The following is a 25,211-nucleotide window of genomic DNA, read 5'->3' on the forward strand; positions in this document are numbered from 1 at the left end:
CCTAACCGCTCAACACCCACATAGCAACGGCAAAGTTATCGTAAGCAACTTACCTCGCCAAACGATATCAACGAGCTCAAAAGGTCTCTGCAAAATGGCACGGCAACCGCCACCCGGTTTGAAGTCGGCAACACTATGTTGGAAACCCAAGCAAAGGTCGATTAAGCTTTCTTTTGATACTGAGCTCGGTTTAGAAGCAGACACAAAGTTTTCAAACTAACCTGCGCAGGGCGACGTTCGATGGCCAGAACAACGCTGTCGAATTGCCGGATGTGCAGTCCCTCAACAAGAGCAATGCTTCGCACATATTGAACGGCCTAAAGCACTTGATGGGAATCGGGCGCCTCTATGGCAAAACCATCAATGCTACGAATGGCGGAGTGTCGACCAACAGCGTAGCGGACTACCAGGACTGGTTGCTGGCGCGCATGGAGATTGATGAAACGGCGTAAACCCCAGGTAAAAGCCGATTTCCAGACACAAAAAAACCGGCTCAAAAGGCCGGTTTCTTCATTCCGAAAGCCCGGTAACGGCTTTCGTCTACTGCTATATGGTGCCCCGAGGGAGACTCGAACTCCCACTCCTTTCGAAAACGGATTTTGAATCCGCCGCGTCTACCAATTCCGCCATCAGGGCTCAATGGCGGCGAAGTATAGAGAGGTGAATACCGCTGGTCAATCAGGTACATGGAGAATTTTGCGTAATTCCGCTAGACTTCCCGGCCCTGCTAGACGAACCCCATCATGCGTGTTTCCGACTTTACTTTTGAGCTTCCCGATTCGCTGATTGCCCGCCATCCGCTGGCGGAGCGTCGCAACAGCCGGCTGTTGACCCTCGACGGGGTCAGCGGTGCCCTGGCACATCGTCAATTCACTGATTTGCTTGAGCATTTGCGCCCGGGCGATTTGATGGTGTTCAACAATACCCGGGTGATTCCGGCGCGGCTGTTTGGCCAGAAGGCTTCCGGTGGCAAGCTGGAGATTCTGGTGGAGCGGGTGCTCGATTCGCATCGCGTGCTGGCCCATGTGCGTTCCAGCAAGTCGCCCAAGCCGGGTTCGAAGATTCTCATCGACGGCGGTGGCGAAGCCGAGATGGTGGCGCGGCATGATGCGTTGTTCGAGCTGGAGTTCGCCGAAGACGTGTTGCCGCTGCTCGACCGTGTCGGGCACATGCCGCTGCCTCCTTATATAGACCGCCCGGACGAAGGCTCGGACCGCGAGCGTTATCAGACGGTGTACGCCGAGCGCCTGGGCGCGGTGGCGGCGCCGACGGCAGGGCTGCATTTTGATCAGCCGCTGATGGAGGCGATTGCCGCCAAGGGCGTCGAGACGGCGTTCGTGACCTTGCACGTGGGGGCGGGGACGTTTCAGCCGGTGCGGGTCGAGAAACTCGAAGACCATCACATGCACACCGAATGGCTGGAAGTCGGCCAGGACGTGGTGGATGCCGTGGCAGCCTGTCGCGCTCGCGGCGGGCGGGTGGTGGCAGTGGGGACCACCAGCGTGCGTTCCCTGGAAAGCGCCGCGCGCGATGGCGTGCTCAAGCCGTTCAGTGGCGACACCGACATCTTCATCTTCCCCGGCCGGCCGTTTCATGTGGTCGATGCCCTGGTGACCAATTTCCATTTGCCCGAATCCACGCTGTTGATGCTGGTTTCGGCGTTTGCCGGTTATCCGGAAGCGATGGCCGCCTATAAAGCCGCCGTCGAGCACCAATACCGCTTTTTCAGCTACGGTGATGCGATGTTTATCACCCGTAACCCCGCACCACGTGGCCCCGAGGACAAAGAATGAGTCGCCAAAGTCGTATGTCGTTTGAGTTGCTGGCCACCGACGGCAAGGCGCGTCGTGGTCGCCTGACCTTCCCCCGTGGCACCGTCGAGACCCCGGCCTTCATGCCGGTCGGCACCTACGGCACGGTCAAGGGCATGCTGCCGCGCGATATCGTGGCCACTGGCGCTGAGATCATCCTGGGCAACACCTTCCACCTGTGGCTGCGTCCGGGCACCGAAGTGATCAAGAAACACGGCGACCTGCACGATTTCATGCAGTGGAAAGGCCCGATTCTGACCGACTCCGGTGGTTTCCAGGTGTTCAGCCTGGGCGCCATGCGCAAGATCAAGGAGGAGGGCGTGACTTTCGCCTCCCCGGTCGACGGCGCCAAGGTGTTCATGGGCCCGGAAGAGTCGATGCAGGTCCAGCGCGACCTGGGCTCCGACATCGTGATGATTTTTGACGAATGCACGCCGTACCCGGCCGACGAAGACGTCGCTCGCGTGTCCATGGAATTGTCGCTGCGTTGGGCCCAGCGCTCGAAGAACGCCCATGGCGACAACACCGCGGCGCTGTTCGGCATCGTCCAGGGTGGCATGCACCAGGACCTGCGCATGCGCTCGCTCGAAGGCCTCGACAAGATCGGCTTCGACGGCCTGGCCATCGGCGGTCTGTCGGTGGGCGAGCCCAAGCATGAAATGATCAAGGTGCTGGATTATCTGCCGGGGCAGATGCCCGCTGACAAACCTCGTTACCTTATGGGCGTTGGCAAACCGGAAGATCTGGTTGAGGGTGTGCGCCGCGGTGTGGACATGTTCGATTGCGTGATGCCAACCCGTAATGCCCGCAATGGGCATCTGTTCATTGATACTGGCGTGCTGAAGATCCGTAACGCGTTCCATCGCCATGATGATTCGCCGCTCGATCCGACCTGCGATTGCTATACCTGCCAGAACTTCTCCCGCGCTTATCTGCATCACCTGGACAAGTGCGGCGAAATGCTGGGGAGCATGCTCAATACCATCCATAACTTGCGCCATTATCAAGTGCTTATGGCTGGTTTGCGCGAGGCTATTCAACAGGGTACATTGGCCGCCTTTGTCGATGCCTTCTACGCCAAACGCGGGCTACCCGTTCCGCCTTTGGACTGAGTTTTCTGACCCCAAGATTCAACATTTGCAACTGGAGTGCTAAATGAGCTTTTTTATCTCGAATGCCATGGCTGACGCTGCTGCACCGGCTGCTGCCGGCCCAATGGGTGGCGGTTTTGAGTGGATTTTCCTGGTCGGTTTCCTGGTCATCTTCTACCTGATGATCTGGCGTCCACAGGCCAAGCGCGCCAAAGAGCAGAAGAACCTGCTGAGCAGCCTGCAAAAGGGTGACGAAGTCGTGACCACTGGCGGCATCGCCGGCAAGATCACCAAAGTGGCCGACGATTTCGTGGTTCTGGAAGTTTCCGACACCGTGGAAATGAAGTTCCAGAAAGGCGCAATCGCCGCCACCCTGCCGAAGGGCACGCTGAAAGCGATCTAAGTTCCAACTTCTACTCAATCGACGGGGCGCGCAAGGCGCCCCGCGTTCTAAACGGGCGGCGTGATGCTGAACAAATACCCTCTGTGGAAATACATTCTGATCCTGGCGGTGCTGGCGATCGGTCTGATTTATTCCGCTCCCAATCTTTATCCTGATGACCCGGCCATTCAGATCAGCGGCGCCAGCACGGCGTTGCAGGTCAATCAGGGCGACCTGGATCGCGTGAGCGCTGCGCTCAAGGAATCCGGGATGGCGGTCAAGGCGACTTCGCTGACAGCCGGTGGTAAGGGCGGCTTGATTCGCCTGGTCAAGGCTGAAGACCAGTTGCCAGCCAAGGATGTCGTGCGCAAGGCGTTGGGTGATGACTACGTCGTCGCGCTGAACCTGGCACAAACCACCCCGCAATGGCTGCGCAGCCTGGGCGCGCACCCGATGAAGCTGGGTCTGGACTTGTCCGGTGGTGTGCACTTCCTGCTCGAAGTGGACATGGACAAAGCCCTCGATGCGCGCCTGAAAGTCTACGAAGGCGACGTCAAGAGCCTGTTGCGTAAAGAGAAACTGCGTTATCGCAGCCTGCCGCAACTCAATGGTGCCATTCAGCTGGGCTTTGCTGACGAAGCTTCCCGCGAACAGGCCCGTGCGCTGATTCGCAAGAGCTTTACCGATTTCGACATCGTGCCGGCCGACCTCAATGGTCAGGCGGTACTGCGTCTGGCGATGACCCCGGCCAAGCTGGCGGAAATCCGCGAATACTCCATCAAGCAGAACTTGACCACGGTGCGTAACCGCGTCAACGAGCTGGGTGTTGCCGAGCCGATCGTCCAGCGTCAGGGTGCCAATCGCATCGTGGTTGAGCTGCCGGGCGTGCAGGACACTGCAGAAGCCAAGCGTATCCTCGGCAAGACGGCCAACCTGGAGTTCCGTCTGGCCGCAGAGCCGGGTGCTTCGAAAGCCACTTCCGAAACCTTTGAATTCCGTGAAGGCAAGCGTCCGCCAGCGCAGATCGAGCGTGGCCTGATCATCACCGGTGACCAGGTGACTGACGCCAAGGCTGGCTTCGGTGAGCACGGCACACCAGAAGTGAACATCCGCCTGGATGGCCACGGTGGCGAGCTGATGAGCCGCGCGACCCGCTCCAACGTCGGTCGCAGCATGGCGGTGATCTTCATCGAGCAGCGTCCGGTCACCACTTACACCAAGCAAGTGGTCGATGGCGTCGAAAAAGACGTCGCGGTGCAGAGCTTCAAGGAAGAGAAGAAAATCATCAGCCTGGCGACCATCCAGTCGCCGCTGGGTGCGCAGTTCCGTATCACCGGCCTGAACGGCCAGGGCGAATCGTCCGAACTGGCGCTGCTGCTGCGTGCCGGTGGTCTGGCAGCGCCGATGTACTTCGCTGAAGAGCGCACCATTGGCCCGAGCCTGGGTGCCGACAACATCACCAAGGGTATCGACGCGTCCCTGTGGGGCATGCTGTTCGTGTCGCTGTTCATCATCGCCATCTACCGCTTCTTCGGCATCATCGCCACCGTCGCACTGGCGGTGAACATGGTGCTGCTGCTGGCCCTGATGTCGTTGCTGGGTGCCACGCTGACCCTGCCAGGTATCGCCGGTATCGTCTTGACCATGGGTATGGCGGTCGACGCCAACGTACTGATCTTCTCGCGGATTCGTGAAGAGATCGCGGCGGGCATGACCATCCAGCGGGCAATCAACGAAGGTTTCAGCCGTGCGTTCACGGCGATTCTCGACGCCAACCTGACCACCTTGCTGGTGGGCGGGATCCTGTTCGCCATGGGTACCGGGCCGGTCAAGGGCTTCGCGGTCACCATGTCCCTCGGGGTTTTGACTTCGATGTTCACGGCCATCATGGTCACCCGCGCGATGGTCAACTTGATCTTCGGCGGTCGTGACTTCAAGAAGTTGTGGATTTAAGGGGCTGCCATGTTACGTACTATCAACTTCATGGGCGTCCGCAACGTTGCGTTCGGCGTCACAGTGTTTCTCACCCTGCTGGCGTTGTTCAGTTGCTGGCACAAGGGCATGAACTGGGGCCTGGACTTCACCGGCGGTACGCTCATCGAGCTGACCTACGAGCGTCCGGCCGATGTTTCCAAGGTGCGTGAGCAGCTGGTTTCGTCCGGCTATCACGAAGCCGTGGTGCAGAACTTCGGTGCGACCACCGACTTGCTGGTGCGCATGCCGGGTGAAGACCCGCAGCTGGGCCATCAGGTAGCGGAAGCGCTGCAGAAGGTTGGCGGCGACAACCCGGCAACCGTCAAGCGCGTCGAGTTCGTGGGCCCGCAGGTGGGTGAAGAGCTGCGTGACCAGGGTGGCCTCGGCATGCTGATGGCGCTGGGCGGCATCCTGATCTACCTGGCGTTCCGCTTTCAGTGGAAATTCGCTGTCGGCGCCATCGTGTCGCTGATCCACGACGTGATCGTGACCATCGGTATCCTGTCGTTCTTCCAGATCACCTTCGACCTGACGGTGCTGGCGGCGGTACTGGCGATCATCGGTTACTCGCTCAACGACACCATCGTGGTATTCGACCGGGTTCGTGAGAACTTCCGCGTACTGCGCAAGGCCAGCCTGATCGAGAACATCAACATCTCGACCACGCAGACCCTGCTGCGCACCATCGCGACTTCGGTGTCGACCTTGCTGGCGATCGCTGCACTGCTGTTCTTCGGCGGCGACAACCTGTACGGCTTCTCCCTGGCGCTGCTGGTGGGTGTATTGGCGGGTACCTACTCGTCGATCTACATCGCCAACGTGGTGCTGATCTGGCTGAATCTGAGCTCTGAAGACCTGATTCCGCCGACGACCAGCGAGAAGGAAGTTGACGACCGTCCCTGACTGAAATTTCCGTCAGCGGTGTAGTCCAAAAAAGGCGCGAGTTGAACTCGCGCCTTTTTTTGTGCTCCAAGGCTGGGAGAAGCGCGGGCATGTCCCGCATGTGATGGTCAGGAGGTTCATGTGAACAAGTCGTTGCTGGTTGGTGCGGTATTGGGTGCTGTCGGTGTCACTGCCGGGGGTGCTGTTGCTACCTACAGCCTGGTTAAAAGCGGCCCTGAGTTTGCGCAAGTACTGGCCGTTGAACCGGTCAAGACACAAATCAAGACTCCACGTGAAGTGTGCAAGGACGTGACGGTCACCCGGCAGGCGCCGGTCAAAGATCAACACCAGATCGCCGGTACGGTGGTCGGTGCCCTGGCTGGCGGCCTCTTGGGCAACCAGATCGGCGGCGGCACCGGCAAGAAGATCGCCACCGTGGCTGGTGCGGTCGGTGGCGGCTACGCCGGTAACAAGGTGCAGGAGGGCATGCAGGAGCGTGACACCTACACCACCACCCAGACTCGCTGTAACACTGTGAATGACATCAGCGACAAGGTCGTGGGTTACGACGTGCGTTACTCGCTGGACGGCAAGGAAGGCAAGGTGCGCATGGATCGCGATCCGGGGAACCAGATCCCTGTGGACAAGGAAGGCAAGCTGATCCTGTCGCAGGCGCAGCCGGGGCAGTAAGGCTCAGGGTTGGATGAAAAAGGGGCACTCCATTGGGGTGCCCCTTTTTTTGTGCCCGCGATTTGGATATTGCAGGCATTGGCCCTTGTGGGAGCGAGCCTGCTCGCGATGTGGTAAAACATTCAACATCTGCTTTGGCTGATACACCGCTATCGCGAGCAGGCTCGCTCCCACAAGGTTTTCGCCGTCCCTGTAGGAGCGAGCTTGCTCGCGATGGTCGTCAACGATGACGCTGGGAATCTGGTGCCCTGCGGTGTCTGGGCCGCTATCGTCGGAACGCCGCCCGGAGCAAGCTCGCTCCTACAGGGGAGGGGTGTGGGGATTTGGGGGCATAAAAAAAGCACCCCGAAGGGTGCTTTTTTGTGTCGCCGAACGCTTAGCGCTTCAGCGAAGCCGGCAGGTGCGGCTGGATGGCGGTCAGGACGGCCTTGAAGCATTTGGTGTTGCCGGCAACGACGTGGCCTTTTTCCAGGAAGTCGTGACCGCCGGTGAAGTCGCTCACCAGGCCGCCGGCTTCCTGAATCAGCAGGGCGCCTGCTGCCATGTCCCACTCGGACAGGCCCGACTCCCAGAAGGCGTCGAAACGGCCAGCGGCCACGTAGGCCAGGTCCAGGCTCGCCGAACCTGCGCGGCGGATGCCGGCGGTCTGGCCTACCAGGGCGCGGAACATGCCCAGGTAGTTGTCGAGGTTGTCCATCTGGTCGTCACGGAACGGGAAACCGGTGCCCAGCAGAGCGCCGTCCAGGCTGGTGCGGCCGCTGACGCGCAGGCGACGGCCGTTCAGTTGGGCGCCACGGCCACGGCTGGCGGTGAATTCTTCCTGGCGAACCGGATCCAGGACCACGGCGTGTTCCAGGCGACCACGGTATTTGCAGGCGATGCTGACAGCAAAATGAGGAATGCCGCGCAGGAAGTTGGTGGTGCCGTCCAGTGGATCGATGATCCACAGGTATTCTTCACCCTCGATCCCGGTGCCAGCGTGCAGGCCGGTCTCTTCACCCATGATCGAGTGGTTCGGGTACGCCTTGCGCAGGGCGTCGATGATTTTCTGTTCGGCGGCACGATCCACCTCGGACACGTAGTCCTTGGCGTCTTTTTCGTCGACCTTGATGGTATCCAGGCGCTCGATGGAGCGGAAGATCAGTTCACTGGCGCTGCGGGCGGCGCGCAGCGCGATATTCAGCATGGGCTGCATGGATGTGTCACCTAAGGTTGTTAAAGAAAGCCGGGCATTCTATCAGAAACTTTCTACAGGTGAAGGTCGGTAATCGCTTTCATGGCTTAACGGTAGGATGATCTGTAAGATTCCGGTCCCCCATTCTGTGTTCGAGAGCGCCTCCCTTGCTGCAAAACATTCGTGTCGTACTGGTCAATACCAGTCATCCAGGCAATATCGGCGGGACTGCGCGAGCCATGAAAAACATGGGCCTGTCGCGGCTGGTGCTGGTTGATCCACGGGTGTTCCCGCATCACGAGGCCGACGCCCGTGCCTCCGGCGCCAACGATATCCTTGAAAAAGCGCAAGTCGTCGCCACCTTGGAAGATGCCCTGGTCGGCTGCAACCTGGTGCTCGGCACCAGCGCCCGCGACCGTCGCATCCCCTGGCCATTGCTTGACCCTCGCGAGTGCGGGACGAAAGTGGTCGAGGAAGCCGGGCAGGGCGCAGAAATTGCCCTGGTCTTCGGTCGTGAAGATTCCGGCCTGACCAATGAAGAGCTGCAGCGATGTCATTATCACGTGCACATCCCATCCGACCCCGAGTTCAGTTCGCTGAACCTGGGGGCGGCGGTGCAGGTGTTGAGCTATGAAGTGCGCATGGCCTTTCTCGCTGCCCAAGGGCAGCCGAGCAAGGTTGAAAAGGAAGAAGTGGCATCGGTCAAAAGCACGGAGCTTGCGACCATGGATGAGCTGGAACGATTCTATGAGCACCTGGAGCAGACCCTGGTGGCCATCGAGTTCCTCGATCCTGAAAAACCACGGCACTTGATGGCGCGCCTGCGTCGGTTGTACGGACGCAGCTCGGTCAGCCGGGCGGAAATGAATATATTGCGTGGCATCCTCACGGAAACCCAAAAAGCGGCCCGTGGCGAGCTTCTGAAGCGGAAGGATTGAAAGATGTTCGAGCGTTTGCGTGAAGATATCCAGAGTGTTTTCCATCGTGACCCGGCGGCGCGTAACGCTTTTGAAGTCCTGACCTGCTACCCGGGCATGCATGCCATCTGGATTCACCGTTTGTCGGCGATCCTCTGGCGTGCGGACCTCAAATGGCTGGCGCGCCTGGTGTCGAACTTCGGCCGTTTCCTCACCGGGATAGAGATTCACCCGGGGGCCAAGGTCGGTCGGCGCTTCTTCATTGACCACGGCATGGGCATCGTCATCGGTGAAACCGCCGAAATCGGCGACGACGTGACGATCTACCAGGGTGTGACCCTGGGCGGCACCAGCTGGAACAAGGGCAAGCGTCACCCGACCCTGGAAGACGGCGTGGTGGTGGGTGCGGGCGCCAAGGTGCTGGGTCCGTTCACCGTGGGCGCCGGCGCCAAGGTCGGCTCCAATGCCGTGGTGACCAAGGCGGTACCGCCGGGGGCGACCGTGGTCGGCATTCCGGGGCGGATCATCGTCAAGCCCGACGAAGCGCAGGACGCCAAGCGCAAGGCCATGGCCGAGAAGATCGGCTTCGATGCCTACGGCGTCGGCGGCGAAGACATGCCTGACCCGGTGGCGCGTGCCATCAACCAACTGCTTGATCACCTGCAAGCGGTCGATGGGCGCCTGGAGGGTATGTGCGGCGCGCTGACCGAGCTGGGCAGCAACTATTGTGCGAAAGACCTGCCTGAACTGCGCGAAGAAGACTTCGCCTGCGTAAAAGACAAGGACCAAACCCAGGCAAGCTGACACCCTGGTCCTGTAGGAGCGAGCTTGCTCGCGATGCGGTGTGTCAGGCACCCAGTATGGTGGATGTGCTGGCCTCATCGCGAGCAAGCTCGCTCCTACAGGTTTCGATGTCAGCCGGCATTTGCGCCCGGCGGGGCAGGGGGCGGGAAAAGGATAACTGGCCGTACACCCCCACCCTTTGCTATCATTCGCGCGCTCTTTTGCGGGTAAACCTGACTAAAGTACTAGGTCTTATAGTTGACTTAAATACTCGGGAATCGCATACTCGCCTCAATTCCGAAACTCCGTGGTAATTGTCCATGCGACTGACTACAAAAGGCCGATACGCCGTGACCGCCATGCTTGACCTGGCGTTGCACGCGCAGCACGGGCCCGTGTCCCTGGCCGATATCTCCGAGCGCCAAGGCATCTCCCTGTCCTACCTCGAACAGCTTTTCGCCAAATTGCGCCGCAGCAATCTGGTCTCCAGCGTCCGCGGTCCAGGCGGCGGCTACCAACTGTCCCGCGATATGCAGGGCATCCAGGTCGCCCAGGTGATCGATGCGGTCAACGAATCGGTAGATGCCACCAAGTGCCAGGGCCAGGGCGATTGCCATTCCGGCGACACCTGCCTGACTCACCACCTGTGGTGCGACCTGAGCCTGCAGATTCACGAATTTCTGAGCGGTATCAGCTTGGCTGATCTTGTCACTCGCCGTGAGGTACAAGAAGTAGCCATGCGTCAGGACCAACGCCGTTGCAACAGCAAGGCGCCACGCCTGGACAAGATTGAAGCGTCCGCCGTCGAATGACAGCCATTAGAGCTAACGGCGTGCCAGCCAGCCTGATTTAGGAGACAGTCCATGAAATTGCCGATTTACCTTGATTACTCCGCGACCACCCCGGTTGATCCGCGTGTTGCGCAAAAGATGAGTGAATGCCTGCTGGTCGACGGGAACTTCGGTAACCCGGCGTCCCGCTCCCACGTGTTCGGCTGGAAAGCCGAAGAGTCGGTGGAAAACGCCCGTCGCCAGGTGGCTGACCTGGTCAACGCCGACCCGCGTGAAATCGTCTGGACCTCCGGTGCCACCGAGTCCGACAACCTGGCAATCAAGGGTGCGGCACATTTCTACCACACCAAGGGCAAGCACCTGATCACCTCCAAGATCGAGCACAAGGCTGTCCTGGACACCATGCGCCAACTGGAGCGTGAAGGCTTCGAAGTCACCTACATCGAGCCAGGCGAAGACGGCCTGATCACCCCGGCCATGGTCGAAGCCGCCCTGCGCGACGACACCATCCTGGTTTCGATCATGCACGTGAACAACGAGATCGGCACCGTCAACGACATCGCCGCCATCGGCGAGCTGACCCGTTCCAAGGGCATCCTGTTCCACGTCGACGCCGCTCAGTCCACCGGCAAGGTCGAGATCGACCTGCAGAAGCTGAAAGTCGACATGATGTCGTTCTCGGCGCACAAGACTTACGGCCCTAAAGGCATCGGCGCGCTGTACGTGAGCCGCAAGCCACGCGTGCGCATCGAAGCGACCATGCACGGCGGCGGTCACGAGCGCGGCATGCGTTCGGGCACCCTGGCGACCCACCAGATCGTCGGCATGGGTGAAGCATTCCGTGTGGCCAAGGAAGACATGGCCGCCGAGAACGTACGGATCAAGGCCCTGAGCGACCGTTTCTTCAAGCAGGTCGAAGGCCTGGAAGAGCTGTACGTCAACGGCAGCCTGACCTCGCGCGTTCCGCACAACCTGAACCTGAGCTTCAACTACGTTGAAGGCGAGTCGCTGATCATGGCGCTGAAAGATCTGGCGGTTTCGTCCGGTTCGGCCTGCACCTCGGCGTCCCTGGAGCCTTCGTACGTACTGCGTGCCCTGGGCCGCAACGACGAACTGGCACACAGCTCGATCCGCTTCACCTTCGGCCGTTTCACCACCGAAGAAGAGATCGACTACGCCGCGCAGAAGGTCTGCGAGGCTGTTACCAAGCTGCGCGCCCTGTCGCCGCTGTGGGACATGTATAAAGACGGTGTCGACATTTCGAAAATCGAGTGGGCGGCACACTGATTTCAAGTCGCCGCGAACCAGCCCCGCGACTGATGTAGCGGGGCCCAAAGAGCGACTCTCTGATGAGTGAGGAATAAGTATCATGGCTTACAGCGAAAAGGTCATCGACCACTACGAAAACCCGCGTAACGTCGGCAAGATGGACGCCGAAGACCCGGATGTCGGCACCGGCATGGTCGGCGCTCCGGCGTGCGGCGACGTGATGCGCCTGCAGATCAAGGTCAACGAGCAAGGCATCATCGAAGACGCCAAGTTCAAGACCTACGGCTGCGGTTCGGCCATCGCCTCCAGCTCCCTGGCGACCGAGTGGATGAAAGGCAAGACTCTGGATGAAGCAGAGACCATCAAGAACACTCAGCTGGCCGAAGAACTGGCCCTGCCGCCAGTGAAAATTCACTGCTCCGTACTCGCCGAAGACGCCATCAAGGCCGCCGTTCGCGACTACAAGCAGAAGAAAGGCTTGATCTGATTTTCAAGGTTTTGCGACGAGTAAGGAGTCACCGATGGCTATCAGCATGACAGAAGCGGCTGCTCGACACGTGCGACGCTCCCTCGACGGGCGCGGCAAAGGTGAAGGGATTCGTCTGGGTGTTCGCACCACGGGCTGTTCCGGCCTTGCCTACGTGCTGGAGTTTGTCGACGAGGTGGTGGCGGACGATCAGGTATTCGAAAGTCACGGCGAGAAAGTGATCATCGACCCGAAAAGCCTGGCCTACCTGGACGGCACCGAGCTCGATTTCGTCAAGGAAGGGTTGAACGAAGGCTTCAAGTTCAACAACCCCAACGTGCGCGGTGAATGTGGCTGCGGCGAAAGCTTCAACATCTGAGGCTTGTCGTGGGTACTCCTTGTCATTTCGCTTTATTCGAGCTGCAACCGAGTTTCAACCTGGACCTCGATCAGCTGGCTACGCGCTACCGTGAGTTGGCGCGCAGTGTTCATCCGGACCGTTTCGCGGACGCTTCCGAGCGCGAGCAGCGCCTGGCGCTGGAGCAGTCGGCGAGCCTCAACGAGGCCTACCAGACGCTCAAGAGCCCACCCAAGCGCGCGCGTTACCTGCTCGCCTTGAATGGTGGCGAGCTGCCGCTTGAAGTCACGGTGCACGATCCGGAGTTTCTCCTGCAACAGATGGAGTTGCGCGAAGAGCTTGAAGACCTGCAGGACAGCGCCGATCTGAACGGTGTTGCTGCGTTCAAGCGCCGCCTCAAGTCCGCCCAGGAAGACCTGAACCAGAGTTTTGCCGCTTGCTGGAACGATGCCGCGCACCGCGAACGGGCCGAGCGCCTGATGCGGCGCATGCAGTTCCTCGACAAGCTGACCTACGAAGTGCGCCAGTTAGAAGAGCGCCTCGACGATTAACCCAGTGCCGCTCCGGTCGCACGCCTGATATACAGATAAGTCCTGATCACGATGGCCCTACTGCAGATCGCCGAACCCGGCCAAAGTCCTCAACCGCACCAGCGTCGCCTGGCTGTGGGGATCGACTTGGGTACTACCAATTCGCTGGTCGCTGCGTTGCGCAGTGGTCTCTCCGAACCGCTGGCCGATGCCGACGGGCAGGTCATCCTGCCGTCCGCCGTGCGCTACCACGCCGATCGCGTCGAAGTCGGCGAATCGGCCAAGCTGGCGGCTTCTACCGACCCGTTGAACACCGTGCTGTCGGTCAAGCGCTTGATGGGTCGTGGTCTGTCCGACGTCAAGCAATTGGGCGAGCAGCTGCCGTACCGCTTCGTCGGCGGCGAGTCGCACATGCCGTTCATCGACACCGTTCAGGGGCCGAAAAGCCCGGTCGAAGTCTCCGCCGACATCCTCAAGGTCCTGCGCCTGCGCGCCGAAGCGACCCTGGGTGGCGAGTTGGTCGGTGCAGTGATCACCGTTCCAGCCTATTTCGACGACGCCCAGCGCCAGGCCACCAAGGACGCGGCGAAACTCGCCGGCCTCAACGTGCTGCGCCTGCTCAACGAGCCGACTGCTGCTGCCGTGGCGTATGGCCTGGATCAGCATGCCGAAGGCCTGGTGGCGATCTATGATCTGGGCGGCGGCACCTTCGATATTTCCATTCTGCGCCTGACTGGCGGCGTCTTCGAAGTACTGGCCACCGGTGGCGACAGCGCCCTGGGCGGCGATGACTTCGACCACGCCATCGCCGGCTGGATCATCACCAGTGCCGGCTTGTCTGCCGACCTCGATCCGGGTGCGCAACGCCATCTGCTGCAAACCGCTTGCGCGGCCAAGGAAGCGCTGACCGATGCCGCCTCCGTCGAGGTCGTGTTTGGCGACTGGAAAGCCCAACTGACCCGTGAAGCCTTCAATGCGCTGATCGAGCCGATGGTTGCCCGCAGCCTCAAGGCCTGCCGCCGTGCCGTGCGTGATTCGGGTGTCGAGCTCGAAGACGTACACGCCGTGGTCATGGTCGGTGGTTCGACCCGCGTACCTCGCGTGCGTGAAGCGGTCGCCGAAGCCTTCGGTCGCCAGCCGCTGACTGAAATCGACCCGGATCAAGTGGTGGCCATCGGGGCCGCGATCCAGGCCGATACCCTGGCTGGCAACAAGCGCGATGGCGGCGAGCTGCTGCTGCTCGACGTGATTCCGTTGTCCCTGGGGCTGGAAACCATGGGCGGCCTGATGGAGAAGGTGATTCCGCGCAATACCACCATCCCCGTTGCCCGCGCCCAGGACTTCACCACCTACAAAGATGGCCAGTCGGCCATGGCTATTCACGTGTTGCAGGGCGAGCGCGAGCTGATCAGCGACTGCCGCTCCCTGGCGCGTTTCGAATTGCGCGGCATCCCGGCGATGGTGGCCGGTGCGGCGAAGATCCGCGTGACCTTCCAGGTCGACGCCGATGGCCTGCTCAATGTCTCGGCCCGTGAGATGGGTTCGGGCGTTGAAGCCAGCATCCAGGTCAAGCCGTCCTACGGCCTGACCGACGGCGAAATCACCAAGATGCTCAAGGATTCGTTCCAGCACGCCAACGACGACAAGGTCGCCCGTGTACTGCGCGAGCAGCAGGTCGACGCCCAGCGCCTGATCGAGGCGGTGCAGGCCGCCCTCGAAGCCGACGGCGAGCGCCTGCTCGATGCCGAAGAGCGCATGGTCATCGAGCTGCAAGTGCAGGAGCTGACCGAACTGATGAAAGGTACCGATGGTTTTGCCATCGAGCAGCAGACCAAGCGTCTGTCGCAAGTCACCGATGCCTTTGCTGCCCGCCGCCTGGATTCGACGGTGAAAGCCGCGCTGGCGGGGCGCAACCTGAATGAGATTGAGGAATAACGATGCCGCAGGTCATTTTTCTGCCACACGAAAAGTTTTGCCCGGAAGGCATGGTTGTGGAGGCTGAGCCCGGTACGTCCATCCTCGATCTGGCCCACGAACACCACATCGAGATGGAAAGCGCCTGTGGCGGCGTCTGCGCCTGCACCACTTGTCACTGCATCGTCCGTGAAGGGTTCGATTCGCTGGAAGAAGCCGACGAGCTGGAGGAAGATTTCCTCGATCGCGCCTGGGGTCTGGAAGCTCAATCGCGCCTGGCCTGCCAGGCGATCGTCGGGACTGAAGACCTGACTGTCGAAATTCCGAAATACTCGCTCAACCACGCAGCCGAAGCGCCGCACTGATTCAAGGAACTCTCATGAGTCTGAAGTGGACTGATGTGCTGGAGATCGCGATCCAGCTGGCTGAAAGCAAACCTGAAGTTGATCCAATGTCGGTCAACTTCGTCGATCTGCGCAAATGGGTGATGGAATTGCCCGAGTTCGACGACAAGCCTGAACACTGTGGCGAAAAGATCCTCGAGGCCATCCAGGCCAACTGGATCGAAGAACGCGACTGAGCCACGCTGCAGGTTAGGCAATACCCAAGAACCCGCGTATAATTCGCGGGTTTAATTTTTCACAAATTATCGTTTCTGGAGTTACACCATGGCTGTTCAACGCACTTTCTCCATCATCAAGCCTGACGCCGTTGCTAAAAACGTGATCGGCGAGATCACCACTCGTTTCGAAAAAGCCGGCCTGCGCGTTGTAGCTTCGAAACTGAAGCAACTGTCCAAAGCCGAAGCCGAAGGCTTCTACGCTGAGCACAGCGCTCGTGGCTTCTTCGGCGACCTGGTTGCCTTCATGACTTCCGGTCCGGTTGTTGTTCAGGTTCTGGAAGGCGAAAACGCCATCGTTCGCAACCGTGAACTGATGGGCGCTACCAACCCTAAAGAAGCTGCTGCCGGCACCATCCGTGCTGACTTCGCGGAGTCGATCGACGCCAACGCTGTACACGGTTCGGACTCCGAAGCCGCTGCTGCTCGCGAAATCGCATACTTCTTCGCAGCTACCGAAGTAACCACTCGCTAAGCATTGGCTTAAAGAGTGAAGGTGAATCCATGACGACATCGACTGTTAAAACCAACCTGCTGGGTCTCACCCAGTCGGAAATGGAAAAATTCTTCGACTCAATCGGGGAGAAGCGTTTCCGTGCCGGTCAGGTAATGAAATGGATTCACCACTTTGGCGTCGATGATTTCGACGCCATGACGAACGTCAGCAAGGCCTTGCGCGAAAAGCTCAAGGCTGTTGCTGAAGTTCGCGGCCCCGAAGTGGTCAGCGAGGACATCTCCAGCGACGGCACCCGTAAATGGGTGGTGCGTGTGGCGTCCGGCAGCTGCGTCGAGACCGTGTACATTCCCCAGGGCAAACGCGGCACCTTGTGCGTTTCGTCCCAGGCAGGCTGTGCCCTGGATTGCAGTTTCTGCTCCACCGGCAAGCAAGGCTTCAACAGCAACCTCACCGCCGCCGAAGTCATCGGCCAGGTATGGATTGCCAACAAATCCTTTGGCAGCGTCCCGGCGACCGTCGACCGTGCCATCACCAACGTGGTGATGATGGGCATGGGTGAGCCGCTGCTGAACTTCGACAACGTCATTGCGGCCATGCACCTGATGATGGACGACCTGGGCTACGGCATTTCCAAGCGCCGCGTGACCCTGTCGACCTCCGGCGTGGTGCCGATGATCGATGAGCTGTCCAAGCATATCGACGTCTCGCTGGCGTTGTCGCTGCACGCACCGAATGACGCATTGCGTAACCAATTGGTGCCGATCAACAAGAAATATCCGCTTAAGATGTTGCTCGAATCCTGTCAGCGCTACATGTCCGCCCTGGGCGAGAAACGCGTGCTGACCATCGAGTACACCCTGCTCAAGGACGTCAACGACAAGCTTGAGCACGCTGTGGAAATGATCGAGTTGCTCAAGAACATCCCGTGCAAGATCAACCTGATCCCGTTCAACCCGTTCCCGCATTCCGGTTACGAGCGTCCGAGCAACAACGCGATTCGTCGTTTCCAGGATCAGCTTCATCATGCAGGCTTCAACGTCACCGTGCGCACCACCCGTGGTGAGGACATCGACGCCGCCTGCGGTCAATTGGTAGGGCAGGTGCTGGATCGCACCCGTCGCAGCGAACGTTATATTGCCGTGCGCGAATTCGAGCGCCGACAGCGATATGGCGCAAAACGCTGCGAAATAAATAGAGAGGATCTCCATGTCCCTGCGCTTCGCGCTGCTTGTGCTGTTGGCCAGTCTTTGCACTGGCTGCGTCCTGTCGGGCGACTACAACCCGATGAAGACCAGCAAGGGACGCGATGAGGCGCGTGTGGCCTATGTGCAACTGGGCATTGGCTACCTGCAGCAGGGCATGACCGAACGGGCCAAGGTGCCGCTGAAGAAGGCCCTGGAACTCGACAGTTCGGACCCGGACGCCAACGCGGCGCTGGGCCTGGTGTTCCAGGCCGAACGTGAGCCGGAACTGGCCGACGAGCATTTCCGCAAGGCGCTGTCCTCTCGCCCCAAGGACGCACGAATCCTCAACAACTACGGCAGTTTCCTCTACGAGCAGAAGCGCTTCAAAGAGGCGTACGAGCGCTTCGAACAAGCCGCCGCCGATACCCTGTATCCTGAGCGTTCGCGGGTGTTCGAAAACCTGGGAATGACCGCTTCCATGATGGGCCAGCGTGAATTGGCCCAGCAGCAGCTGGATAAAGCGCTGCGTTTGAACCAACAACAACCCCGTGCCTTGCTGGAAATGGCTGAGTTGTCTTACGAAGACAGGCATTATGTGCCCGCGCGTGACTACTACGACCGTTTTAGCCAGCTGACCGAGCAAAATGCACGTAGTCTATTGCTCGGCGTTCGGTTGGCAAAAGTGTTTGAAGATCGCGACAAGGCCGCCAGTTACGGCCTGCAACTAAAACGACTCTATCCCGGTACGCCGGAATATCAGCAATACCTGTCGGAGCAATGATGAAAGCGGCGCATCCTGAAGTTGTAGCAGCGAATCGCGTTAACCCCGGTGAGACTTTGCGCCAGGCCCGCGAAAGCAATGGCTGGTCGCTGGCCGAAGTGGCCCTCAAGCTCAACCTCACTGTTACTTCCTTGAGCAATCTTGAAGCGGGCGCATTCGACAAGCTGCCCGGGCACACCTTTGCTCGTGGCTATATTCGCGCCTACGCCAAGTTGCTGGGCATGGACCAGACCGTGCTGGTCCAGCAGTTCGACCAGTCCACCGGCACCGATTCCCAGGGCAGCAACGTCCACGCCCTGGGTCGTATCGAAGAGCCGGTGCGGGTTTCCCACACCATTTTGCGTATCGTCAGCCTGTTGCTGCTAATCGCCGTGATCGGCGGCGGTTTCGTCTGGTGGCAGGATCAAACCTCGCTGCGCACCAAGGACCTGATCAGCCTGAGCCCGGAGCACGTCGAAGTCGAAGGCGCCGACGGCACCACGCAGATCCACCCGCTGGACGAGCCGGAAGACCAGGCCGTCGCCGAAGCCCAGACCGACAATTCCACCGCGCTGGCATTGCCGCAGGCCGAGACTTCGGCTGAAGCGCCAGCCGACGCCGCGACCGCCACTGCGCCTGCCACCGAGCCGGCAGCCCCGGCCACTGCGGTAGCGCCAGCCGCACCGGCAGTTCCTGCGCCAGCACCGGCAGCACCGACCCACAACGCCGCACCGGTCGTCAGCGCGCCTGCGGCCCCGGCGCCGACCGCTCCCGTGGTTTCCACACCTCCGGCGGCGGCTTCGGTCACCCCGACCATCCCGGCCCAGACCACGGCTGCCACCACCGCCGGCCAAGGCCAGGTGCAACTGCAATTCACCGCTGATTGCTGGACGCAAGTCACCGACGGCGCAGGCAAAGTGCTGCTCAGTGGCCTCAAGCGCAAGGGCGACAGCGTCAGCCTCAGCGGCAAGCCGCCGTTCGCCGTGCGCCTGGGTTATGCCCGTGGCGCGCAGGTCAGCTACAACGGCCAGGCGGTCGATGTCACTCCGTTCACCAGTGGCGAGACTGCTCGCCTGAAGTTGGGTCAATAAGTCATGCACGGCGAATCTCCAATCAAACGTCGCGAGTCCCGCAAGATCTGGGTGGGTAACGTGCCTGTGGGCGGCGATGCGCCTATCGCTGTGCAGAGCATGACCAACAGCGACACCAATGACGTGGCCGCCACCGTGGCCCAGATCAACCGCCTGGAAGCCGCCGGCGTCGATATCGTGCGGGTGTCCGTGCCGGACATGGACGCCGCCGAGGCCTTCGGCAAGATCAAGCAACTGGTCAAGGTGCCGCTGGTAGCCGACATTCACTTCGATTACCGCATCGCCTTGCGCGTGGCCGAGCTGGGCGTCGATTGCCTGCGGATCAACCCGGGCAACATCGGTCGCGAAGACCGCGTGCGTGCGGTGGTCGATGCCGCCCGCGACCGTGGCATCCCGATCCGCATCGGCGTCAACGCCGGTTCCCTGGAAAAAGACCTGCAAAAGAAATACGGCGAGCCGACCCCGGCGGCCCTGGTCGAGTCGGCACTGCGTCATGTCGAGCACCTGGAGCGCCTGAACTACCCGGACTTCAAGGTCAGCGTGAAGGCGTCCGACGTGTTCATGGCGGTGGAGGCGTATCGCCTGCTGGCCAAGGAAATCGTCCAACCATTGCACCTGGGCATCACCGAAGCCGGTGGTTTGCGTTCGGGCACGGTGAAATCCGCCGTGGGCCTCGGTATGCTGCTCGCCGAAGGGATTGGCGATACTATCCGCATCTCCCTGGCCGCTGACCCGGTCGAGGAAGTGAAAGTCGGCTACGACATCCTCAAGTCGCTGCACCTGCGTTCCCGTGGCATCAACTTCATCGCCTGCCCGAGCTGCTCGCGGCAGAACTTCGATGTGGTCAAGACCATGAACGAGCTGGAAGGGCGCCTTGAAGACCTGCTGGTGCCGCTGGACGTGGCGGTCATCGGTTGTGTGGTCAACGGCCCGGGCGAAGCCAAGGAAGCCCATGTCGGCTTGACCGGCGGCACGCCGAACCTGATTTACATCGACGGCAAGCCGTCGCAGAAACTGACGAATGACAATCTGGTGGATGAGCTTGAACGCTTGATCCGCGAGAAAGCGGCCGAAAAGGTCGAAGCTGACGCTGCGGTTATCGCGCGCGGCTGAGCCCCACGGCCCAACGAATTTAAGGATTGATAGTGAGCAAGTCTCTGCAAGCCATTCGTGGCATGAACGACATCCTGCCCGAACAGACCCCCCTGTGGCGTCACTTCGAGGGCACCGTTGCGCGCCTGCTGGATAACTACGGTTACAAGCAGATCCGCATGCCGATCGTCGAGTTCACCGAGCTGTTCAAGCGCTCGATCGGCGAAGTGACCGACATCGTCGAAAAAGAGATGTACACCTTCGACGACCGCAACGGCGATTCCCTGACCCTGCGCCCTGAAGGCACGGCGGCCTGCGTGCGTGCGGTGCTCGAGCACGGCATCACCGGCGGTGGCCAGGTGCAGAAACTCTGGTACATCGGCCCGATGTTCCGCCACGAGCGCCCGCAGAAAGGCCGCTATCGCCAGTTCCACCAGATCGGTGTGGAGGTGTTCAACCTCGACGGTCCGGACATCGACGCCGAGCTGATCGTATTGACCTGGCGCCTGTGGGGCGAGCTGGGCATCCGTGATGCAGTCAAGCTCGAGCTCAACAGCCTGGGCACCAGCGAGTCCCGTGCGCGTTACCGCGAAGCCCTGGTGGCGTTCCTCTCGCAGCACATGGACAAGCTCGACGAAGACAGCCAGCGCCGTCTGAAGACCAACCCGCTGCGCGTATTGGACACCAAGAACGCCGACACGCAGGCGATCCTGGTCGACGCGCCGAAAATGGCCGACTACCTGGACGACGAGTCCCGCACGCACTTCGAGGGCCTCAAGGCTCGCCTGGACGCCGCCGGCATTCCGTACGTGATCAACCCCAAGCTGGTGCGCGGGCTGGATTACTACAGCAAGACCGTTTTCGAATGGGTCACCGACAAGCTCGGCGCCCAGGGCACCGTGTGCGCCGGTGGCCGCTACGACGGCCTGGTCGAGCAGATGGGCGGCAAGCCGACGCCGGGTGTCGGTTTCGCCATGGGCATCGAGCGCCTGGTGCTGCTGCTCGAAACCCTGGAGCAGATCCCGCAAGAGATCTCCCGCCAGGTCGACGTCTACCTGTGCGCCTTCGGTGAAGAAGCCGAACTGGCCGGCCTGAAACTGGCCGAGCAGGTGCGTGACCAGTTGCCCAACCTGCGCCTGCAAGTGAATGCCGGCGCCGGCAGTTTCAAGAGCCAGTTCAAGAAAGCCGACAAGAGCGGTGCGCTGTATGCACTGATCCTCGGTGACGACGAAATGGCTCAGCAAGTGGTAGGTTTCAAACCCCTGCGTGGCCAGGGCGAACAACAAAGCATTGCCTGGGATGCGCTTGCTGCACACCTGGCCACCTGCGTCGTGCAGGGTTGAAGCTGTCTTAAACAGCCGATTTAGCGATTAAGGAGTATTGGGGTGTCGAGTACCGAAGACGAACAGCTGGCGGATTTGAAGGAATGGTGGTCACGCAACGGCAAGCCCCTGGTCACTGGCGGCCTGTTGGCGCTGGTCATCGTATTCGGCTGGCAGGCGTTCCAGAAGTATCAGGGCAACCAGTCGCAAGGCGCCTCGATGCTCTATCAGCAATTGCTCGAAACCACGCTGACGCCTGACGGCAAGCCGGATGCGGCGCGTGTTTCGGACCTGGCCGGCAAGCTCAACAGCGAGTTCGGCGGCAGCGCCTACGCGCAGTACGGCAGCCTGTTCGTGGCGAAAGTCGCGGTCGACAGCGGCAAGCTGGACGACGCTGCCAGCGAGCTGAAAGCCATCGTCGCCAAGCCGGCCAATGCTGCACTGGGTGAAATCGCCCGTCAGCGCCTGGCCCAGGTGCTGGGGGCGCAGAACAAGGCCGATGAAGCCCTGAAACTGCTCGAAGGCGATGCCGACAAGGCGTTCCTGGCCACTCGCGAAGAACTCAAGGGCGACCTGCTGGTGCAGCTGGGTCGTACCGACGAAGCGAACACGGCGTATCAAAAAGCCAAGGCGGCACTGTCGGATGAAGCGGCAGTCGGTGGCCTACAAATCAAGCTGGACGACCTGGCCAAAGGGGATGCGTGACGTGATCCGTTGGAAACATGCAGCATTGCTGGCTCTGGCCATTATGGCCGCGGGTTGCAGCAGCAACAGCAAGAAAGAATTGCCACCGGCCGAACTGACTGACTTCAAGGAAGAAGTGGTTCTGCAGAAGCAGTGGAGCCGCTCGATCGGTGACGGTCAGGGCGAAACCTACAACATGCTGGTTCCGGCGATCGAAGGCAGCACCATCTACGCCGCCGACGTCACTGGCGTGGTGGAGGCGATGAATCGCATGAATGGCGATGTCATCTGGAAGAAAGACCTCGAATTGCCGGTGTCCGGTGCCGTTGGCGTGGGTTATGGTCTGCTCCTGATCGGTACGACCAAGGGCGAGATCGTTGCGCTGGATTCGGTCAACGGTGAAGAGAAATGGCGCGCTCGCGTGTCCAGCGAAGTACTCGCACCGCCGGCCAACAACGGTGATGTGGTCGTCGTCCAGACCCAGGACGATCGCCTGATCGGCCTGGACGCTGCCACCGGCAACCAGCGCTGGTTGTATGACAGCACCCCGGCGGTTCTGACCCTGCGCGGCACCAGTGCGCCAATCGTCACCAACCGCATGGCGGTGGCAGGTCTGTCGACCGGTAAAGTAGTCGCCCTGGACATCTCCAACGGCGTGCCGGTGTGGGAACAACGGGTCGCGATCCCGCAAGGTCGTTCGGAACTGGAGCGTGTGGTCGACATCGACGGTGGCTTGCTGCTGTCCGGTGAAACCCTGTACGTCGCCAGCTACCAGGGCCGCGTTGCGGCACTGGACCTGGAAAGCGGTCGTCAGCTCTGGCAGCGTGATGCTTCCAGCTATGCCGGTGTCGCCCAGGGTTTCGGCAACGTGTACGTGAGCCTGTCGTCGGGCACCGTTGAGGGCATCGACGAGCGTTCGACCACCGCACTGTGGAGCAACGACGCTCTGGCCCGCCGTCAGTTGTCGGCGCCAGAAGTGTTCTCCAGCTACGTTGCCGTCGGTGACCTGGAAGGTTACCTGCACCTGCTGAGCCAGGTGGACGGTCGTTTCGTCGGCCGTGAGCGTATCGACAGCGACGGCCTGCGTGCCCGTCCGCTGGTGGTCGACAACATGATTTATGTGTATGGCAACAGCGGCAAACTGGAAGCCCTGTCCATCAAGTAACAACTATGCTTGGGGGTGATACCCCAGGCGGCTATACCTGTCGGCACGACTGTAGCTGTAACTGTCACTGTAGGAGCGAGCTTGCTCGCGATGGACGTCAAGATAATGCTGGCGTCCTGGATGAACGCGGTGTCTGTGCGTTCATCGCGAGCAAGCTCGCTCCTACAGGTGCAGGGATCGCAGACGTGCCAGGGAAGCCCTCGAGCACCAGCCGCTGCCTAGCAGCGGCTTTTGTATTTTCTGAAATAACGAAGTGGAGAGCCGCATGGTTCCCGTAATCGCCCTGGTGGGTCGACCGAACGTCGGCAAGTCCACCTTGTTCAACCGCCTGACCAGGACTCGCGACGCCATCGTCGGCGACTTGTCCGGTCTGACCCGCGACCGCCAGTACGGTGAGGCCAAGTGGCAAGGGCGTTCCTACATTCTGATCGACACCGGCGGTATCTCCGGTGACGAGCACGGTATGGACGAAAAAATGGCCGAGCAGTCGCTGCTCGCCATTGAAGAAGCGGACGTTGTCCTGTTCCTGGTAGACGCCAAGGCCGGTTTCACCGCCGCCGACCAGATGATCGCCGAGCACTTGCGCAAGCGTAACAAGCGCTCCCACGTGGTCGCGAACAAGGTCGACAACATCGACCCGGAAATGGCCCGCGCCGAATTCGCCCCGCTGGGCATGGGTGACGCGATTCCGATCGCCGGTGCCCACGGCCGTGGTATTACCCAGTTGCTGGAAGTGGCACTGGGCAATTTCGCCAAGGACGAAGACGAGCCGGCAGAAGGCGAGGAAGAGGAAGAAGTCGCTGAGGGCGAAGAAGCCAAGCGCATTCCTGGCCCGAGCGAAAAAGATGGCATCAAGATCGCCATCATCGGTCGCCCGAACGTCGGCAAGTCGACCCTGGTCAACCGTATGCTCGGTGAAGACCGCGTGATCGTCTATGACCAGCCCGGTACCACCCGCGACAGCATCTACATTCCCTTCGAGCGTAACGAAGAGAAGTACACGCTGATCGACACCGCCGGTGTGCGCAAGCGCGGCAAGATCCACGAGGAAGTCGAAAAGTTCTCGGTGGTCAAAACCCTGCAGGCGATCAAAGACGCCAACGTGGTGATCTTCGTCATGGACGCCCGCGAAGGTGTGGTGGACCACGACCTCAACCTGCTGGGCTTCGCCCTGGAGGCCGGTCGCGCCATGGTCATCGCCCTGAACAAGTGGGACGGCATGACTCCGGGCGAACGTGATTACGTGAAGACCGAGCTGGAACGCCGGCTGTTCTTCGTCGACTTCGCCGACATCCACTTCATTTCGGCGCTGCACGGCACCGGCGTGGGCAACCTCTACGGTTCGGTGCAGAACTCGTTCAAGTCGGCGGTCACCCGCTGGCCGACCAGCCGCCTGACCCAGATCCTCGAAGACGCCGTCAGCGAGCACCAGCCGCCGATGGTCAACGGTCGCCGGATCAAGCTGCGTTATGCCCACCTGGGTGGCGCGAACCCGCCGATCATCGTGATTCACGGTAACCAGATCGAGAAGGTGCCGAAGTCTTACGTGCGTTACCTGGAAAACACTTACCGCCGTGTCCTCAAGCTGGTCGGTACGCCGATCCGCATCGAGTTCAAGGGCGGCGAGAACCCGTACGAAGGCAACAAGAACACGCTGACCGACCGCCAGGTCAACAAGAAGCGTCGCTTGATGTCGCACCACAAGAAGGCCGAGAAGAAGCGCCGCGACAAGCGCTGATATTCCACCTGTAGGAGCGGGCTTGCCCGCGATGGCTATTTGTCTGACACACTGATGTTGGACCAGA

Annotated in this window: 25 protein-coding genes, 1 tRNA gene and 1 pseudogene; 25 read left to right on the top strand and 2 right to left on the bottom strand. The window is 60.6% G+C overall.

Translation table 11 applies throughout. From position 1 onward, the window contains the following. Positions 1-551: 551 nt before the first annotated feature. Positions 552-636 (bottom strand) — tRNA-Leu (locus ABVN20_RS18765). Between the two features lie 107 nt (positions 637-743). On the opposite strand from ABVN20_RS18765, the gene queA reads away from it, so the two are divergent. The 6 genes from queA to ABVN20_RS18795 all read left to right on the top strand — a co-directional run bounded on the left by queA (position 744) and on the right by ABVN20_RS18795 (position 6,830). Then, positions 744-1,793, top strand: coding sequence for a tRNA preQ1(34) S-adenosylmethionine ribosyltransferase-isomerase QueA (queA, locus tag ABVN20_RS18770; protein ID WP_368557193.1), 1,050 nt, complete (start codon positions 744-746; stop codon positions 1,791-1,793). A 14-nt stretch (positions 1,794-1,807) separates the two neighbouring features. Then, positions 1,808-2,923: a tRNA guanosine(34) transglycosylase Tgt gene (gene tgt, locus ABVN20_RS18775; protein ID WP_019651852.1), complete on the top strand. Its 1,116-nt coding sequence runs from the start codon at positions 1,808-1,810 to the stop codon at positions 2,921-2,923. Between the two features lie 43 nt (positions 2,924-2,966). After that, positions 2,967-3,305: a preprotein translocase subunit YajC gene (yajC, locus tag ABVN20_RS18780; RefSeq protein ID WP_007916913.1), complete on the top strand. Its 339-nt coding sequence runs from the start codon at positions 2,967-2,969 to the stop codon at positions 3,303-3,305. A gap of 63 nt (positions 3,306-3,368) precedes the next feature. Further along, positions 3,369-5,237: a protein translocase subunit SecD gene (gene secD, locus ABVN20_RS18785; RefSeq protein WP_368557194.1), complete on the top strand. Its 1,869-nt coding sequence runs from the start codon at positions 3,369-3,371 to the stop codon at positions 5,235-5,237. Between the two features lie 9 nt (positions 5,238-5,246). Then, positions 5,247-6,161 (top strand): protein translocase subunit SecF, encoded by a 915-nt coding sequence (gene secF, locus ABVN20_RS18790; protein WP_368557195.1) that lies wholly within the window; start codon positions 5,247-5,249, stop codon positions 6,159-6,161. Between the two features lie 120 nt (positions 6,162-6,281). Then, positions 6,282-6,830 carry a glycine zipper 2TM domain-containing protein gene (locus tag ABVN20_RS18795; protein ID WP_368557196.1) on the top strand — a complete coding sequence of 183 codons (549 nt, stop codon included), beginning with the start codon at positions 6,282-6,284 and terminating at the stop codon, positions 6,828-6,830. 376 nt (positions 6,831-7,206) lie between these two features. On the opposite strand, the gene suhB is transcribed toward ABVN20_RS18795, so the two are convergent. After that, positions 7,207-8,025: an inositol-phosphate phosphatase gene (gene suhB, locus ABVN20_RS18800; protein ID WP_007941397.1), complete on the bottom strand. Its 819-nt coding sequence runs from the start codon at positions 8,023-8,025 to the stop codon at positions 7,207-7,209. A 146-nt stretch (positions 8,026-8,171) separates the two neighbouring features. Here suhB and trmJ point away from each other — a divergent pair, with 146 nt between their 5' ends. The 19 genes and pseudogenes from trmJ (at position 8,172) to der (ending at position 25,144) form a co-directional block, all read left to right on the top strand. Next, the gene (gene trmJ, locus ABVN20_RS18805) at positions 8,172-8,942 is read left to right on the top strand and encodes a tRNA (cytosine(32)/uridine(32)-2'-O)-methyltransferase TrmJ (RefSeq protein WP_368557197.1); all 771 of its coding nucleotides are present in this window, start codon (positions 8,172-8,174) and stop codon (positions 8,940-8,942) included. Between the two features lie 3 nt (positions 8,943-8,945). Further along, positions 8,946-9,725, top strand: a complete 780-nt coding sequence (gene cysE / locus ABVN20_RS18810; RefSeq protein WP_368557198.1) for a serine O-acetyltransferase — start codon at positions 8,946-8,948, stop codon at positions 9,723-9,725. 299 nt (positions 9,726-10,024) lie between these two features. Beyond that, a complete protein-coding gene (iscR, locus tag ABVN20_RS18815) occupies positions 10,025-10,516 on the top strand; it encodes a Fe-S cluster assembly transcriptional regulator IscR (protein ID WP_192302621.1) in 492 nt (163 codons plus the stop codon). 51 nt (positions 10,517-10,567) lie between these two features. Beyond that, complete coding sequence (locus ABVN20_RS18820) at positions 10,568-11,782, top strand: IscS subfamily cysteine desulfurase (protein WP_368557199.1); 1,215 nt, start codon at positions 10,568-10,570, stop codon at positions 11,780-11,782. Between the two features lie 82 nt (positions 11,783-11,864). Further along, complete coding sequence (gene iscU / locus ABVN20_RS18825; protein WP_003443374.1) at positions 11,865-12,251, top strand: Fe-S cluster assembly scaffold IscU; 387 nt, start codon at positions 11,865-11,867, stop codon at positions 12,249-12,251. Between the two features lie 34 nt (positions 12,252-12,285). After that, entirely contained in the window at positions 12,286-12,609 is a 324-nt protein-coding gene (gene iscA / locus ABVN20_RS18830; RefSeq protein ID WP_034150841.1) for an iron-sulfur cluster assembly protein IscA, read from the top strand. 8 nt (positions 12,610-12,617) lie between these two features. Continuing rightward, a complete protein-coding gene (hscB, locus tag ABVN20_RS18835; protein ID WP_368557200.1) occupies positions 12,618-13,139 on the top strand; it encodes a co-chaperone HscB in 522 nt (173 codons plus the stop codon). Positions 13,140-13,190: 51 nt separating this feature from the next. Beyond that, positions 13,191-15,053, top strand: coding sequence for a Fe-S protein assembly chaperone HscA (gene hscA / locus ABVN20_RS18840; protein WP_368557201.1), 1,863 nt, complete (start codon positions 13,191-13,193; stop codon positions 15,051-15,053). 2 nt (positions 15,054-15,055) lie between these two features. Then, on the top strand, positions 15,056-15,397 hold the full coding sequence (gene fdx / locus ABVN20_RS18845) for an ISC system 2Fe-2S type ferredoxin (RefSeq protein ID WP_368557202.1): 342 nt from the start codon (positions 15,056-15,058) through the stop codon (positions 15,395-15,397). A gap of 14 nt (positions 15,398-15,411) precedes the next feature. Continuing rightward, positions 15,412-15,612 carry a Fe-S cluster assembly protein IscX gene (gene iscX, locus ABVN20_RS18850; RefSeq protein WP_368557203.1) on the top strand — a complete coding sequence of 67 codons (201 nt, stop codon included), beginning with the start codon at positions 15,412-15,414 and terminating at the stop codon, positions 15,610-15,612. 88 nt (positions 15,613-15,700) lie between these two features. After that, complete coding sequence (gene ndk / locus ABVN20_RS18855) at positions 15,701-16,126, top strand: nucleoside-diphosphate kinase (RefSeq protein WP_368557204.1); 426 nt, start codon at positions 15,701-15,703, stop codon at positions 16,124-16,126. 29 nt (positions 16,127-16,155) lie between these two features. Next, positions 16,156-17,299: pseudogene (gene rlmN / locus ABVN20_RS18860) on the top strand (23S rRNA (adenine(2503)-C(2))-methyltransferase RlmN). A 15-nt stretch (positions 17,300-17,314) separates the two neighbouring features. Beyond that, on the top strand, positions 17,315-18,073 hold the full coding sequence (gene pilW / locus ABVN20_RS18865) for a type IV pilus biogenesis/stability protein PilW (RefSeq protein ID WP_368557205.1): 759 nt from the start codon (positions 17,315-17,317) through the stop codon (positions 18,071-18,073). After that, positions 18,073-19,143, top strand: coding sequence for a RodZ domain-containing protein (locus ABVN20_RS18870; protein ID WP_368557206.1), 1,071 nt, complete (start codon positions 18,073-18,075; stop codon positions 19,141-19,143). The genes pilW and ABVN20_RS18870 overlap by 1 nt, the downstream gene beginning before the upstream one ends. A gap of 3 nt (positions 19,144-19,146) precedes the next feature. Further along, positions 19,147-20,256 (top strand): flavodoxin-dependent (E)-4-hydroxy-3-methylbut-2-enyl-diphosphate synthase, encoded by a 1,110-nt coding sequence (ispG, locus tag ABVN20_RS18875; protein ID WP_368557207.1) that lies wholly within the window; start codon positions 19,147-19,149, stop codon positions 20,254-20,256. A gap of 32 nt (positions 20,257-20,288) precedes the next feature. Beyond that, the gene (gene hisS, locus ABVN20_RS18880) at positions 20,289-21,578 is read left to right on the top strand and encodes a histidine--tRNA ligase (protein WP_368557208.1); all 1,290 of its coding nucleotides are present in this window, start codon (positions 20,289-20,291) and stop codon (positions 21,576-21,578) included. A 42-nt stretch (positions 21,579-21,620) separates the two neighbouring features. Continuing rightward, complete coding sequence (locus tag ABVN20_RS18885) at positions 21,621-22,262, top strand: YfgM family protein (RefSeq protein WP_368557209.1); 642 nt, start codon at positions 21,621-21,623, stop codon at positions 22,260-22,262. Further along, the gene (gene bamB, locus ABVN20_RS18890) at positions 22,255-23,406 is read left to right on the top strand and encodes an outer membrane protein assembly factor BamB (protein WP_368557210.1); all 1,152 of its coding nucleotides are present in this window, start codon (positions 22,255-22,257) and stop codon (positions 23,404-23,406) included. The genes ABVN20_RS18885 and bamB overlap by 8 nt, the downstream gene beginning before the upstream one ends. A gap of 265 nt (positions 23,407-23,671) precedes the next feature. After that, a complete protein-coding gene (der, locus tag ABVN20_RS18895) occupies positions 23,672-25,144 on the top strand; it encodes a ribosome biogenesis GTPase Der (RefSeq protein WP_368557211.1) in 1,473 nt (490 codons plus the stop codon). The last annotated feature ends 67 nt before the right edge of the window (positions 25,145-25,211 follow it).

The organism is Pseudomonas sp. MYb118 (genome assembly GCF_040947875.1).
Classification (GTDB): Bacteria; Pseudomonadota; Gammaproteobacteria; order Pseudomonadales; family Pseudomonadaceae; genus Aquipseudomonas.